General features: G+C 66.8%; 15 protein-coding genes and 1 pseudogene. 11 read left to right on the top strand and 5 right to left on the bottom strand.

All coding sequences use genetic code 11. The features are described from left to right. Positions 1-7: 7 nt before the first annotated feature. The 4 genes from pstA to pstS (A9X04_RS07600) form a co-directional block, all read right to left on the bottom strand. Positions 8-916, bottom strand: a complete 909-nt coding sequence (gene pstA, locus A9X04_RS07615) for a phosphate ABC transporter permease PstA (RefSeq protein ID WP_067919033.1) — start codon at positions 914-916, stop codon at positions 8-10. Continuing rightward, on the bottom strand, positions 913-1,857 hold the full coding sequence (pstC, locus tag A9X04_RS07610; RefSeq protein ID WP_156764257.1) for a phosphate ABC transporter permease subunit PstC: 945 nt from the start codon (positions 1,855-1,857) through the stop codon (positions 913-915). The genes pstA and pstC overlap by 4 nt, the downstream gene beginning before the upstream one ends. Before the next feature lie 57 nt (positions 1,858-1,914). Then, on the bottom strand, positions 1,915-3,027 hold the full coding sequence (pstS, locus tag A9X04_RS07605; RefSeq protein WP_067919031.1) for a phosphate ABC transporter substrate-binding protein PstS: 1,113 nt from the start codon (positions 3,025-3,027) through the stop codon (positions 1,915-1,917). Positions 3,028-3,211: 184 nt separating this feature from the next. Then, on the bottom strand, positions 3,212-4,324 hold the full coding sequence (pstS, locus tag A9X04_RS07600) for a phosphate ABC transporter substrate-binding protein PstS (protein WP_067919030.1): 1,113 nt from the start codon (positions 4,322-4,324) through the stop codon (positions 3,212-3,214). Between the two features lie 255 nt (positions 4,325-4,579). Here pstS (A9X04_RS07600) and A9X04_RS07595 point away from each other — a divergent pair, with 255 nt between their 5' ends. The 5 genes from A9X04_RS07595 to A9X04_RS07575 are packed head-to-tail and all read left to right on the top strand — an operon-like array spanning position 4,580 to position 9,672. After that, positions 4,580-5,371, top strand: coding sequence for an SDR family oxidoreductase (locus A9X04_RS07595; RefSeq protein ID WP_067919029.1), 792 nt, complete (start codon positions 4,580-4,582; stop codon positions 5,369-5,371). Positions 5,372-5,394: 23 nt separating this feature from the next. Further along, a complete protein-coding gene (locus A9X04_RS07590; RefSeq protein ID WP_067919028.1) occupies positions 5,395-6,471 on the top strand; it encodes a diacylglycerol kinase in 1,077 nt (358 codons plus the stop codon). A 40-nt stretch (positions 6,472-6,511) separates the two neighbouring features. After that, a complete protein-coding gene (locus A9X04_RS07585; protein ID WP_197509083.1) occupies positions 6,512-7,768 on the top strand; it encodes an Nramp family divalent metal transporter in 1,257 nt (418 codons plus the stop codon). Then, positions 7,769-8,824 carry a poly-gamma-glutamate hydrolase family protein gene (locus A9X04_RS07580; protein WP_067919026.1) on the top strand — a complete coding sequence of 352 codons (1,056 nt, stop codon included), beginning with the start codon at positions 7,769-7,771 and terminating at the stop codon, positions 8,822-8,824. 23 nt (positions 8,825-8,847) lie between these two features. Beyond that, positions 8,848-9,672, top strand: a complete 825-nt coding sequence (locus A9X04_RS07575; protein ID WP_082974866.1) for an LLM class F420-dependent oxidoreductase — start codon at positions 8,848-8,850, stop codon at positions 9,670-9,672. Here the strand turns inward: A9X04_RS07575 and A9X04_RS07570 are convergent. After that, positions 9,653-10,783 (bottom strand): CapA family protein, encoded by a 1,131-nt coding sequence (locus A9X04_RS07570; protein ID WP_369828930.1) that lies wholly within the window; start codon positions 10,781-10,783, stop codon positions 9,653-9,655. The genes A9X04_RS07575 and A9X04_RS07570 overlap by 20 nt on opposite strands. Before the next feature lie 150 nt (positions 10,784-10,933). Here A9X04_RS07570 and A9X04_RS07565 point away from each other — a divergent pair, with 150 nt between their 5' ends. From A9X04_RS07565 to A9X04_RS07540, 6 genes and pseudogenes are all read left to right on the top strand, one after another. Next, positions 10,934-12,346: a phosphoribosyltransferase family protein gene (locus tag A9X04_RS07565; protein WP_082974863.1), complete on the top strand. Its 1,413-nt coding sequence runs from the start codon at positions 10,934-10,936 to the stop codon at positions 12,344-12,346. A 10-nt stretch (positions 12,347-12,356) separates the two neighbouring features. Continuing rightward, positions 12,357-12,665 (top strand): hypothetical protein, encoded by a 309-nt coding sequence (locus A9X04_RS07560; RefSeq protein ID WP_142393493.1) that lies wholly within the window; start codon positions 12,357-12,359, stop codon positions 12,663-12,665. 184 nt (positions 12,666-12,849) lie between these two features. After that, a complete protein-coding gene (locus A9X04_RS07555) occupies positions 12,850-13,275 on the top strand; it encodes a hypothetical protein (RefSeq protein WP_067919023.1) in 426 nt (141 codons plus the stop codon). Between the two features lie 210 nt (positions 13,276-13,485). Further along, a complete protein-coding gene (locus tag A9X04_RS07550) occupies positions 13,486-13,932 on the top strand; it encodes a DUF5709 domain-containing protein (RefSeq protein WP_067919048.1) in 447 nt (148 codons plus the stop codon). 71 nt (positions 13,933-14,003) lie between these two features. Next, positions 14,004-14,225, top strand: coding sequence for a hypothetical protein (locus A9X04_RS07545; RefSeq protein ID WP_067919022.1), 222 nt, complete (start codon positions 14,004-14,006; stop codon positions 14,223-14,225). A gap of 75 nt (positions 14,226-14,300) precedes the next feature. Further along, positions 14,301-14,897 (top strand): annotated as a pseudogene (locus tag A9X04_RS07540) (APC family permease); the annotation flags it as partial.

Raw genomic sequence — 14,897 nt, 5'->3', positions numbered from 1 at the left:
CGCGTGCTCAGCGCCTGCGGGTGGCGAAGAAGCGGGTGGCCCCCGCGATCAGGTTGATCACCGCGACGATGAGGATCAGGCTCAGGGCCGCACCCCAGATGCGCAGGAAGCCGGCGTGCTCGGGATTGGTGAGCTCGGTGTAGATCAGCAGCGGCAGCGAGGCCATGTTGCCGTGGAAGATGTCGGTGTTGATCGATCGGCTGTAGCCGACCAGCACCAGCACCGGGGCGGTTTCGCCGATCACCCGCGCGACCGACAGCAGGATGCCGGAGATGATGCCGGGCATCGCGATCGGGAACACGATCCGCGTGATGGTCTTCCATTTGGGAACGCCGAGCGCATAGCTGGCCTCCCGCAGATCGTCGGGCACCAACCGCAGCATCTCCTCCGCGGACCGGACCACCACGGGCAGCATCAGCAGGACCAGCGCCAGCGACACGGCGAACGAGCTCTGCTGGAATCCGAGGGTGGCGATCCAGAGGCTGAAGATGAACAGGGCCGCCACGATCGAGGGCACCCCGGCGAGCACGTCGACCATGAACGTCGTGAGACGCACCAGCCGGCCGGAGCCGTATTCCACCAGGAAGACCGCGGTCATCAACCCCAGCGGGACGGACAGCAGGGCGGCCACCCCCGCCTGCACCACGGTGCCGTACAGGGCGTGATAGACGCCGCCGGCGAATTGCTCCGGCAAGATCCCGCGCAGCGAGTGGGTCCACCACGTCGACCGGGTGACCGCGTACCAGCCCCGGGCCACCACCACCGACAGCACCCAGACCAGCGGCACCAGCGCGCCCAGGAAGGAGGCGACGAAGAAGGCCGTCGCGGCGTTGTTCGTGAGCCGGCGCCGGATGCTGACGGGCCGGAACGCCTGGGCTTTGACCGGCCGGTCAAAGGTTTCGACCGCGGAGCTCATCCGTTGACCTTTCCGCCGGCGATGGCGCGAGCCAGCGCGTTGACGACGAATGTCAAGACGAACAACGCGAACCCCGCGGCGATGTAGGCCCCGGTGGGCAGTGGTGCACTGAATTCGGCCGCCGCGGAGGCGATCTTCGAGGCGAACGTGTACCCGCCGTCGAACAGCGACCAATTCCCCGGGCGCGCGGCGGAGCGCAAGATGATCAGCACCGCCACGGTCTCACCGAGCGCGCGTCCCAGCCCCAGCATCGACGCCGCGATGACACCGCTGCGACCGAACGGCAGCACGGTCATCCGCACCACCTCCCACTTGGTGGCACCCAGCGCCTGCGCCGCTTCCATCTGCATAGGCGGGGTCTGCCGGAACACCTCGCGCGAGACCGACGTGATGATCGGCAGGATCATCGCCGACAGCACGACGCCCGCGGTGAAGATGGTGCCGCCACCGGCCAGTGACACGTTGCCCTGCTTGAACAGGAAGAACCAGCCCAGGTTGCGGTTGAGGAACGCCGCGATGGGTTCGATGTTGGGCGCCAGCACGAAGATGCCCCACAACCCGAAGATGATGGAGGGCACCGCGGCCAGCAGGTCCACGATGGCCCCGAACGGGCGGGCCAGCCGCTTGGGCGCGTACTGGGTGAGAAACACCGCGATCCCGACCGCCACCGGCACCGCCACCACCAGGGCGGTGAGCGAACTGAGCACGGTCACCATCAACAGGTCGCGGATGCCGAACTCGAGCTTCCCCGGGTCGGTGGTGCTGAACTGCGCGCTGGTGAAGAAGTTCGCGTGGTTGGCCCGCAGCGACGGAACGGCGCGAATCAGCAGGAACAGAGCGATCAGCAGGATCGCGACCACGATCGTCGACCCGGCAGCGGCAGCCGCGAGTTTGAACAGCCGGTCGCCCTGCCGAGTCGACGGCGCACTCAGCGTCTTCAGCTCGGGCTTTTGGGTCGACGGGCTGGCTACCGCTCCACGGGTCACGACCACCTCAGATCACGTGATGGCGTTGATTGAGGCCGACAGTCTCGACTTGAACGAATCCGGGATGGGGATGTACCCATTGTCGGCCAGGCCATTTTGCCCCGCACCGATCGTACTTTCCAGGAACGCCTTCACCGCGGTGCCGACCTGGGGATCGGGATACTTCGAGCACACGATCTCGTACGTCGCCAGCACGATCGGGTAAGACCCCGGCTGGGTGGGCTTGTAGAACGAGAGCGTGTCGAGGACCAGGTCGTTGCCCTGCCCGCTGATCTTGGCCCCGGAAATCGTCTTGCCGACCGAGTCAGCGCTGATCGCCACGGCGTCCGGACCGGCCGACGTGACGACCTTGGCCATGTTGAGCTTCTGCGCCTGGGCGAACGACCACTCGTTGTAGGTGATGGATCCCTCGGTGGCCTTGATCGCCGCCGACGTGCCGTCGTTGCCCTTGGCGCCCTCGCCGACACCGCCCTTGAACGTCTTGCCGGTGCCCTTGCCCCAGGCGCCGTTGGAGGCGGCGTCGAGGTACTTCTGGAAGTTGTCCGTGGTGCCGGATTCGTCGTTGCGGAACACCACGTGGATCGGCTCGGCGGGCAGCGTGACACCGGGGTTGAGGGCCGCGATGGCCGGGTCATTCCAGGTCGTGATGGCGCCGTTGAAGATTTTCGCCGCCGTGGGACCGTCGACGCTCAGCGAACTCAGGCCCTTGACGTTGTAGGTGATCGCGATCGGACCGAACACGACCGGCAGATTCCATGCCGGCGAGCCGCACCGCTGCTGCGCCGCGGCGTATTCCTTGGGGGCAAGCGGCGAGTCAGATCCACCGAAATCGGTTTGGTTGCCGTTGAATTCACTGATTCCCGCGCCTGAGCCGTTGGCCGTGTAGTTCAACGTCTGGCCGGGGCAGGCCTGCTCGAACGCGTTCACGAAGCGGGTCATCGCGTTGGCCTGGGCGGTCGACCCGCTGGCCTTCAACGTCTTCTTCCCGCCGCAGCTGACCTTGCCCGCCGACGAACCGCTGGTCGTGTTTCCGCTACTGGCGTTGTTGTCGCTTCCGCAGCCCGACAACACCAGCGCACCAGCGGTCACGACGCTCAGCGCGGCACCGAATCGGTTGAGTTTCAAGTCACTTCCTAACGGTAGGGATGAAACATGATTGTCGACGTTCTGCTGGCCGCTGTCGGCAGCCAGTCGTCGCTCGCAGCAAGGAAGCTAACAGCACGAAGGTTAACGCCGGGCAAATTGCTGTCGGCTGATTGTCGCTGGCCAGGACGGCTTTGCGGGGGGGGCGCAGGCGCTTGCGAGGAGCTCACGAGATGGCGTTGATCGCCGCGGACAACCGGGACCTGAACGAGTCGGGGACGGGAATGTAGCCGTTGTCCGCCAGACCGTTCTGCCCCGCGCCGATGGTGCTCTGCAGGAAGGCCTTCACGGCCGCGCCGACCTGGGGATCGGCGTACTTCGAGCAGACGATCTCATACGTCGCCAGCACGATCGGGTAGGAACCGGGCTGGGTCGGCTTGTAGAAGGAGTAGGTGTCGACGACCAAGTCGTTGCCCTCCTCGGTGAAGTCGGCGCCGGCGATCGTCTTGCCGACCGAACTCGCGTCGATCGCCACCGCGTCGGGACCGGCCGACGTGATGACCCTGGCCATGTTGAGCTTTTGCGCCAGGGCAAAGGACCACTCGTTATAGGTGATCGCCCCTTGGGTGGCCTTGACCGCAGCCGACGTGCCGTCGTTGCCTTTGGCGCCCTCGCCGACACCGCCGTTGAACGTCTTCCCGATGCCTTTGTCCCAGGCTCCGTTGGCGGCCGAGTCCAGGTATTTCTGGAAATTGTCCGTGGTACCGGACTGATCGTTGCGGAAGATCACGCGAATGGGCTCGGCGGGAAACGCGACGCCCGGGTTCAATGCCTGAATCGCGGGGTCGTTCCATGTGCTGATGGCGCCCTTGAATATTTTGGCGGCTGTCGGGCCGTCCAGATTCAGTGACGTCACCCCCGCAACGTTGTAGGTAATCGCGATGGGGCCGAACACCACCGGCAAATTCCACGCCGGCGAACCGCAGCGCTGCTGTGCCGCGAAGTACTCGATGGGGGCCAGCGGTGAGTCCGATCCCGCGAAATCCGTCTGCTTGCCGGTGAATTCGCCGATCCCGGCGCCAGACCCGTTGGGCGTGTAGTTCAGCGTCTGGCCCGGGCAGGCCTGCTCGAACGCCTTGATGAAGCGGGTCATCGCGTTGGCCTGGGCGGTCGAGCCGCTGGCCTTCAGCGCCTTCGTCCCACCACAGCTGACCCTGACAGGCGACGTGCCGGGCCCGGCGCTTTTCCCGGCCGCGTTGTCGTTGGTCCCGCAGGCCGCCCCCAAAACGGCAACAACGGTCAGGACACTCAGCGCAGCGCCAAAGCGATTCAGGCCCAATAGAATCCCCAACGGGAAACATCAAACACGATTGCCACCATTCAATAGCCGCTGCGCAGACCAAAACGGTCAGCACTAAGGCTAGCGCCGGGTGGATGTTCTCGCAGTGGACGCGAGATACCGCCCGGAACTGGGCGTGGGGCGTTACATCGGCCCACCCATATGCAAAAGTAGAACCTGTTCCAGAAATGCCGCATCCGAGACGGCGGGGCTTGCTACCGTGTCGGCTGACAACTTGGGCGAAGAGAGGCCGCAATGATCCTTGACAGATTTCGTCTCGATGACAAAGTCGCCGTCATCACCGGTGCCGGCCGCGGCCTCGGGGCGGCCATCGCGCTGGCTTTCGCCGAGGCGGGCGCCGACGTCCTCATCGCCTCACGGACGCAATCGCAACTAGAAGGCGTCGCCGAGCAGGTCCGGGCCGCCGGTCGCCGCGCGCACATCGTGGCCGCCGATCTGGCCCATCCGGAGGTGACCGCGGAGCTGGCCGGCCAGGCCGTCGACGCCTTCGGGAAGCTGGACATCGTCGTCAACAACGTCGGCGGGACCATGCCCAACACGCTGCTGACCACCTCGACCAAAGAGCTCAAGGACGCGTTCACCTTCAACGTCGCCACCGCCCACGCGCTGACCGTCGCGGCGGTGCCCCTGATGCTCGAGCACTCTGGTGGCGGCAGCGTCATCAACATCACCTCGACCATGGGCCGGCTGGCCGGCCGCGGCTTCGCCGCCTACGGCACCGCCAAGGCCGCGTTGTCGCACTACACCCGGTTGACCGCCCTCGACCTGTGCCCCCGCATTCGGGTCAACGCGATCGCGCCGGGGTCCATCCTCACCTCCGCGCTGGACGTGGTGGCCTCCAACGACGAGCTGCGCGCGCCGATGGAGAAGGCCACCCCCATGCGCCGCCTCGGTGATCCCGTCGATATCGCCGCCGCCGCAGTGTATTTGGCGTCCCCGGCGGGCAGCTTCCTGACCGGTAAGACGCTGGAGGTCGACGGTGGCCTCACCTACCCCAACCTCGACATCCCCGTCCCGGATCTGTGACCCCCGACCGCTGAGGAGCCGTCATGGCAATACCCGTCGTCCAGTTGGGCACCGGCAACGTCGGTATCCACGCCCTGCGGGCGCTCATCACCAACCCGGCGTTCGAGCTCACCGGCGTCTGGGTGTCGTCGGGCGCCAAGGCCGGCAAGGACGCGGCAGAGCTTGCCGGGCTCCCCGATTCGACCGGCGTGCGGGCCAGCACCGACCTGGACGCCGTCCTGGCCACCGGGCCGCAGTGCGCCGTGTACAACGCGCTGGCCGACAACCGGTTGCCCGAGGCGCTGGAGGACTACCGGCGCGTCCTGGCCGCGGGGATCAACGTCGTGGGTAGCGGACCGGTGTTCTTGCAGTATCCGTGGCAGGTGATTCCCGAGGAGCTGATCAGGCCCATCGAAGACGCTGCGCGCGAAGGCAATTCGAGTGTGTTCGTCAACGGGATCGACCCCGGCTTCGCCAACGACCTGCTGCCGTTGGCGCTGGCCGGCACCTGCCAGAACATCCAGCAGATCCGCTGCATGGAGATCGTCGACTACGCCACCTACGACAGCGCCGCGGTCATGTTCGACGTGATGGGCTTCGGCAAGCCCCTCGACGAGATCCCCATGCTGCTGCAGCCCGGCGTGCTCAGCCTGGCGTGGGGGTCGGTGGTTCGGCAACTGGCGGCCGGCCTGGGCATCTCGCTCGACTCGGTCGCGCAGGAATACGTCCGCGTGCCGGCGCCCGAGGACTTCGACATCGCGTCGGGGCACATACCGAAGGGCAGCGCCGCGGCGCTGCGGTTCGAGGTGTTCGGCATGGTCAACGGCGACCCCGTCGTGGTCCTCGAACACGTCACCCGGCTGCGCGAGGACCTGTGCCCCGAGTGGCCCCAGCCCGCCCAGCCCGGCGGGTCCTACCGCATCGAGGTGACCGGCGAACCGTCCTACGCGATGGACGTCTGCCTGAGCAGCCGCAAGGGTGACCACAACCATGCCGGGCTGGTCGCCACCGCGATGCGGGTGGTCAACGCGATCCCCGCGGTGGTGGCCGCCCCGCCGGGCATCGTGACGACGCTGGACCTGCCCCTGATCACCGGCAAGGGCCTCTACCTGCCCGGGTGAGCAATGGGCGCGTCGAGTCTTCGGCTAACCTCACTTTCTTATTCGGCCGGATGAATCGAGGGGCGCCACGTTGACGCAGAGCAGCCAGGACTCGCTGAAAAGCAGTTGGTATCTGCTCGGGCCCGCCTTTGTCGCCGCGATCGCCTATGTCGATCCCGGCAACGTCGCCGCCAACGTCAGCTCCGGGGCACAGTTCGGCTACCTGCTGCTGTGGGTCATCGTGGTGGCCAATGCGCTGGCCGGGCTGGTGCAGTATCTGTCGGCCAAGCTCGGCCTGGTGACCGGGCGCTCGTTGCCGGCGGCCGTCGGCAAGCGAATGAGCCGGCCGGTCCGGCTGGTCTACTGGGCCCAGGCCGAGCTGGTGGCGATTGCCACCGATATGGCCGAAATCGTCGGTGGGGCAATCGCTTTACGGATCCTGTTCGCTCTGCCGCTGTTGGTCGGCGGCATCATCACCGGGCTGGTGTCGCTGCTGCTGCTGGCGATCCAGGACCGGCGCGGGCAGATCATCTTCGAGCGCGTCATCACCGGCCTGCTGCTCGTCATCGCCGTCGGGTTTGCGGCCAGCTTCTTCGTCAAGACGCCGCCGCCCGGTGACGTGCTCGGCGGGCTGGTGCCGCGATTCCGGGGCACCGAAAGCGTGCTGCTCGCCGCCGCCATCCTGGGCGCCACCGTGATGCCGCACGCGGTGTACATGCATTCCGGGCTGGTCCTCGACCGGCACGGGCATCCGGCGGAGGGCGCGCAGCGACGCCTGCTGCTGCGGGTCACCCGGCTGGACGTCGTGCTGGCGATGGCCGTCGCGGGCACGGTGAACGCCGCGATGCTGCTGGTCGCCGCGATCAACCTGCAGCATCGCAACATCAGCGCCTCCATCGAGGGCGCCTACTCCGCGATCCACCACACCCTGGGTGCGACCATCGCGGTGCTGTTCGCGGTCGGCCTGCTGGCCTCCGGACTGGCGTCGTCCTCGGTGGGCGCGTACGCCGGCGCCATGATCATGCAGGGGCTGCTGCACCGCAGGATCCCGATGCTGGTGCGCCGCTTGATCACCGTGTGCCCCGCCCTGGTGATCCTTGCGGTCGGGTTCGACCCCACCCGCGCGCTGGTGCTCTCCCAGGTCGTGCTGTCGTTCGGAATACCGTTTGCGGTCCTCCCCCTGGTGAAGCTCACCAGCGACCGCGACTTGATGGGCGACGACACCAACCACCCCGTCACGACGGTTCTTGGCTGGGCCGTGGGCGTAATGATTAGTCTGCTTAACGTGGTCCTCATCTGGCTGACGGTGACCGGCTGAATGCCGGCCCGCCGGCATGCCTACTTCGCATACGGGTCGAACCTGTGCGTGCAGCAGATGGCGCTGCGGTGTCCCGATGCGGCCGATCCGCGGCCGGCGATCCTGTCCGATCATGACTGGCTGATCAATCAGCGTGGCGTGGCCACGGTCGAGCCGTGCGCCGGCAATCAGGTGCATGGCGTGGTCTGGCAGATCTCCGACGGGGACCTGGCGACCCTGGACAGCGCCGAGGGCGTGCCGGTGCGCTACCGGCGCGACCGGCTGACCGTGCACACCGACGACGGGCCGTCGCCGGCCTGGGTCTACATCGACCATCGGGTGACACCGGGCCCGCCCCGGCCGGGCTATCTGCCCAAGATCATCGCCGGTGCCGTGCAGCACGGGTTGCCGCAACGCTGGGTCGACTTCCTGCGGCGCTGGGACCCCTCACGCTGGCCGCGCCGCGCGTCGGCGTCGGGGCCTGCGCCGCAATCGCTTTCGGCGTTGCTGGGTCAGGAGGGGGTGAGCGAGGCCGGCCGGTTGCGGTCGCGTTTCGGCTTTCTGGCCATCCACGGCGGCGGGCTGGAAGAGATGACCGACGTGATCGCGGAACGCGCCGCCGAGGCTGCCGACGCGTCCGTGTACGTGCTGCGTCACCCCGACCACTACCCGCACCACCTGCCCTCGGCGTTGTTCGACCCGGCCGAGTCGCCACGGCTCGCCGAGTTCCTCGACCATGTCGACGTTGCGGTGTCGCTGCACGGATACGGCCGCATCGGGCGCAGCACGCAACTGCTGGCCGGTGGGCGCAACCGCGCGCTGGCCGCGCATCTGGCCCGGCACATTCGGTTGACCGGTTATCGGGTGGTCACCGACCTCGACGACATCCCGCCGGAGCTGCGGGGTCTGCATCCCGGCAACCCCGTGAACCGGGTGCGCGACGGCGGGACCCAGCTGGAGCTCTCCCCCCGCGTGCGCGGCATCAGCCCGCGCAGCCCACTGCCCGGCGACGACGGCCTCTCGCCGGTCACCACGGCGCTGATCCAGGGACTCGCGGAAGCCGCACGTTGTTGGTAATTGTCCTCATCTGTTGAATGGAGTTGTTGGTGGCCAAGGATTTTCGCTTCGGAATGAGCATGCGCTTCATCAAGTCGCGCGCAGCATTCGTCGACAAGGTGAAGCAGGCAGAAGACATCGGATTCGATGTGCTCTGCGTGCCAGACCATCTCGGCGCCGTGGCCCCCATTCCGGCACTGACCGCGGCCGCCATGGTCACCGACAAACTCAAGCTGAGCATGTATGTGCTCAACGCCGCCTTCTACAAGCCCGCCCTGCTCAGCCGGGACCTGGGCGACTTGGACAAGCTCAGTAACGGCCGCCTCGAAATCGGGCTCGGCACCGGGTATGTCAAGGAAGAGTTCGACGCCGCCGAGCTCCCCTACCCCAGCGCCGGCGCCCGGGTCGACTACCTCAACCACATGACGAAATACCTGAAGGAACACCACCCGACGACGCCGATCCTCATCGCCGGCAACGGCGACCGGGTGCTGACCATCGCCGCCCAGCACGCCGACATCATCGGGCTGACCGGTTCGAGGGTGAAAGAGGCCGACGACCCGCTGACCGAACGGGTCGAGTTCGTCCGCAACGCCGCCGGCGACCGATTCGACGCGCTCGAGTTGAACCTCGCCGTCACGGCGGTCCCGGCCGAGGGCGAGAACCTGCCCGACCTGACGATGACCCGTCGGTACGCGTCGGGATTGTCCGACGAGGAGATCCTGGCCATGCACTCCGTCCTGACGGGGTCACCGCGCGAGATGGCCGACACGCTGCTGGAGTACCGGGAGAAGTACGGGGTCACGTTCATCACCGTCCAGGACAACCACGTCGACAACTTCGCAAAGGTCATCGCGGAGCTGCGCTGAGCGCCTTGCCGGGTAACTCGACCTCCAGAAGGTCGTCCGGCCGCGTCACAACACGCAGCCCGAATCGGCTGCTGGCTTGCTCGATCGTTGCGCGGAGCCATTCAGCCTCGTCGCGAGGCGCACGCTCGAGCCGCATCCGGCGCACGCGCAGCGGGATCATCTGTAGCGACACCAATTCGCCGGTGGCCGGGTCGGTTCGGGTCAGATACAGGAGCCGGAGATCGGCGCGGTAGGCCTCGTGCCCACCGATGCCCTCGTAGTCGTCGATGACATCGCCGCAGCCGTAGAGGATCGGTCTGCCCCGGTATATCTCGATCGGCCTGGGGTGGTGCGAGGAGTGACCGTGCACGACGTCGACGCCGGCATCGATCAGCCGGTGCGCGAACGCGACGTCGCTTTCGGCCAGGGCATAGCCCCAATTGGATCCCCAATGCACCGAAACGATGGCGATCTGGCCGTCTCGTTTGTCTGCCAGCACGTCCGCGGCCACCTCGTCGGCGACGCCGCGGACCGATGCGTCCCGGATCAGCCGCACGCCGGGCCGATCGTGGTGCGCCGCCCAAGACACGGGAACGCCGGCCGACGGCATCGCCACCGAGCCCACCGTGACCCGGCGTTTGTTGGGAATGTCGAGCACCACTGGTTGGCGTGCGGTAGGCAAATCGGCCCCCGCCCCGACGCCCCGGATTCCCGCACCCGTCAGCGCCGACACGGTGTGGGCCAGCCCGTGACGGCCGAAGTCGAGGATGTGGTTGTTGGCCAGCGCGCAGACGTCCGGCCGCAACGCGGTCAGGGCCGGCAGGTTGTCTGGATGCATCCGATAACAGACCGCCTTGCCGTGGGCGAATTCACCGCGCGCGGTGATCGTTGTCTCCAGGTTGATCAGGCGGACGTCCAGGGCGGCCTCGTCGAGGAGCGTCAGCACCTCGCCCCACGGCCACCGCCAATCCACCGGACGCGGGATCGGCCCATTTGCCCGCTCGGCGAGCCGGACGTATCCCCCGGCGTCACGCAGGTAGTGCTCACGCAGTTCCGGATCTCCGGGATGGGGCAGGATCTGATCGACGCCCCGCCCGAGCATGACGTCGCCACCCAACAGCACCGTGACCACACCGGAGTCATGCGAGGAGCCCGGTGGACGAGCCGTCTCCACCACGCCGACGCTAGGCGTTCGGAGAAAACGCCGGTCAGGGGCCTTGGTCCCCGCGGCAGTGGCCTTACGGCCCTTCGGCGCTCCGGCGGCTCGCGACACACTGAGGGGATGGCACAAACGGACCGCGATAGCGAGTGGGGTCGACCGCTGGTGCAGCGGCTTGCTTCGTTGCGCGGCGATCAAAGACTGTTCGACGATCGGGTCGACGCCGGACGACAGCTGGCCAAGAGTTTGGAATCCTTGCGCGGCCAAGACGTTGTGGTATTGGGCCTACCACGCGGTGGTGTGCCCGTGGCCTTCGAGGTCGCCAAGGCACTGCAGGCCCCGCTCGATGTATTGGTCGTGCGCAAGCTCGGGGTTCCGTTCCAGTCCGAGCTGGCCTTCGGCGCGATCGGTGAGGGCGGAGTGCGGGTGCTCAACGACGCCATCGTGCGTGAAGCGCACTTGTCCGGGGCCGAGATGGCGGCGGTCGAGGCGAAGCAGCGGGCCGAGTTGGCCCGTCGCTCGGAACGGTTCCGCGGCGGGCACGATCCGATTCCGTTGGCGGGACGAACCGCGGTGATCGTCGATGACGGCGTCGCCACCGGCGCGACGGCGAAAGCCGCCTGCCAGGTGGCTCGGGCCCAGGGCGCGAGCAGGGTGGTGCTGGCCGTACCGATCGGCGGACGCGATGTGTTCGCAAAGTTCTCCGGGTACGCCGACGAAGTGGTCTGCTTGCACACGCCCGAATACTTCTTCGCCGTGGGGCAGGGCTACCGGAACTTCACCCAGACTTCCGACGACGAGGTGGTCACGCTCCTGGATCGCGCCCGAAACGGTTCTCGCGGCCCGTTGGCCGATGCCGACTCGGCCGACCCACCATTACGCGACGAGGAAGTCAGGGTCAGCGCCGGTTCGGTGTCGGTGGCCGGGCATCTGACGATCCCCGAGAATCCACTCGGCGTGGTGCTGTTCGCGCACGGTAGTGGAAGCAGCCACCACAGCCCCCGCAACCGCTACGTGGCCGACGTGCTGAACGGCGCGGGTCTCGCCACCCTGCTGTTCGACCTTCTCACCCCCGAAGAGGAACGAAATCGAGCCAACGTCTTCGACATCGAGCTCTTGGCTCGACGGCTCGTCGCCGCCACCGGCTGGCTGGCCCGCCAGCCGGATACGGCCGCGTTGCCGGTGGGCTACTTCGGTGCCAGCACCGGAGCGGGCGCGGCCCTGGTCGCCGCCACCGACCCGCGGGTGAACGTCGCGGCGGTGGTGTCCCGGGGCGGGCGGCCGGATCTGGCGGGGCCGTTCCTCGCCCGCGTCTACGCGCCGACGCTGCTCATCGTGGGCGGCAATGACGACGTGGTGCTGGAATTGAATCGGCAAGCGCGAGCAGCGATCCCCGGCACCTGCAAACTCACCGTCGTACCGGGCGCCACCCATCTGTTCGAAGAACCTGGGACGCTCGAGAAGGTCGCCATGCTGGCGCGCGACTGGTTCGTCGACCACCTGAGCCCGGCAGCTGTGACCACGAACCCGGTATAGCGTGGTGCGGGTGACCAGACTGACATTGACCGTGCCGGAGACAGTCGATCCCGACGAGCTGGCAAGCGAAATCGTCACAGCCCTCGCCGACCGGCTCCGGGACGACCACGGCTACGAGTTGGCGACCGCAACCGGGACGGGTGGCACCGGGACCCGCGAATATCCGTTGCATCCGGCCGGCGGCATCGTCCTCGATAGTGAGCCGGGCAAATTGACGGTCACGCTGCGCGGCGTCAACGCCGACGCGCACGATCTCTTCACTGGAGTCAGCAGTGAGCTGGAGCAGCGGCACGAAGGGATTCGCGTCGGTATCGGCTGACCGCTGGCCGTTCGGGGGCGCCAAACCGTCTGAACCGCAAGCCAATCAAAGCCTGATCGGCGGCCATGAATTCCGAGACCGGCCGGCCCGTACCGATTCGCAGGGATCCCACTGTGCCGCCGGACCACCACAACATGACTTTCGACTCTCGTCAACGGCGGCAGACCAGCACAGACTGCAAACCATGACCGCATCTGACGACACCGCGCAAAACTGGCGCGACGTGGCCGATCATCTCACCGCTGCGCAAATCGCTCAGCTGGAGCGCCTCGAACACGACGAACCGCAGACGCTGCTGGACATGGCGCGGCAGTGGGCGGCCAAGAACGTGTCCGCCGGGATGCCATTCGACGCGATCGGACCGCCCGACGGTGCGGTTCGCACGTTCGACTGGCACCTGGACAGCAATTGGTTTCGCGACTTCGAGGGCACCTCTCGCCGTAGCGGGTCTGCGCACGTGCAGATCTGCGGCCGACAGCAGGTCGACGGCTCCACGCGGCGGTGGATCTCCGTGCACGCCCGTCACCTGAATGCGCTGGACGCATCAGCCGCGCGCGAACTCGCCGCGGCGCTGACCGAGGCGGCCGACGAGGTCGAGCGACTGGGCTGAGTGTCTTCGACCGAGATGACGGACGAGCCGGAGGCTCTATGCTGCAGATGAATTCGCGCTCCGTCGGTAGCCGGAATCAGCGTAATTGACGGATATACCTCGGCTGAAAAGGACAAATGACCCTATGCCGCAAAAGGTGCAATCCTTACTGTTGAAGTGCGCACACGGCGAATATCGTGACAGTAACGACGATCACATGGCAGGCGAATGATGAGTGCTCACTACGAGACCGGCCCCGCGGCCGGCGAATACAGCGTCGAGGATGACAACCAACTTCAGCCGGAGGACACCCTGGTGGATCGCGGCGTGGACGACATCCTCGACGAGGGATACTCACCGCCCGAGCACCCTTACGCGCGCGGCGCATTCGGCCCGGCCGAGACCATGGACCAGATTCTCGCGGAGGAAGAGCCAGATCCTGCGCCGCTGGTCGTCCTCGACGAGGACGACCAGCGGCGCAGCGACGCCTCCGAGCGGGACGCCGAATTTCCGGAACGGCGCGAGGTGGGCAGCGCACGAGCCGGCCGGCTTATCGCGCCGGACTTGGGTTTTGGCGAAGATGCCGACGAGGAGCTGTTCGCCACGGACGTCGGAATCAGCGGAGGCGCGGCGTCCGCCGAGGAAGCCGCCATGCACGTCATCGACGAGGAAGATTAAGGCCCTCTCCCGCTCGCCGTCGCAGCGGTAGCCTCAAGAATTCGATCGGCGGACGCGGAGGGTTTTTCGGTATGAAGATGTGGATCCAGATTTGCGGCCGGGATGAAGACCACGAATATCCGGACGGCGCCACCTATGCAGTACTCACGGGCGGCGTGCTGAGGGTCAATAGCGGCAAAGACATTCACCTCTACAGTCCGACGTACTGGCAAGAGGTCACCATTGATACCGGCCCCGCGGCCGAACTCGACGAACGAGCCCAACAACTCGACGAAGATCTCAGATGGCAATAGTCGCCGCACCGCGACGGTAGGCGCGGCGACTTCTCGACGCCGTCTCGGCCCGGGAATGCTCAAACAAGGGGCGCGATGAGCAAAGGTACGGCCACGGCCGCCCCGGATAACGAGGCCGCGGCGACTGCCGTCAAGAGCAAAGGCCTGCGGGGTGGCGCGCTCGGTCTGATCTCGGGCGTCGTGGTCGGCCTGGCGTCGATGGCGCCCGCCTACAGCCTTGCCGCGACATTGGGTCTCATCGTGGCCAGTGGTGGTGGACAGCTCGCCGGCGTCAAAGCCCCGGCGGTCGTTCTCCTTTCATTCATCCCGATCTACCTGATCGCCGTCGCCTACCGAGAACTCAACGAGGCAGAACCGGATTGTGGCACCACGTTCACATGGGCATCGCGCGCATTTGGACCTGTCGTCGGATGGCTCGGCGGCTGGGGCATCATCGCCGCGGAAGTGATTGTGATGGCCAACCTGGTCGATATCGCCGGGAAGTACTCGTTCAGGTTGGCCGGCGAGATGGGGTGGCATTCGGTTGCGGACCTGGCCAACAGCAGGCTCTGGTCGACGGTCGCGGGCGTCTTCTGGATTGCCGCGATGACGTACATCTGCTATCGCGGCATCGCGGTCTCGGCCAGACTGCTCTACGCCCTGCTGTCCATTCAAATCGTGGTGCTGGTCGCG

Source organism: Mycobacterium sp. E3247 (assembly GCF_001667785.1).
GTDB lineage: Bacteria > Actinomycetota > Actinomycetes > Mycobacteriales > Mycobacteriaceae > Mycobacterium.
Note: the sequence above shows the minus strand (reverse complement) of the source record. Positions and strands in the feature narration are given on the sequence as shown.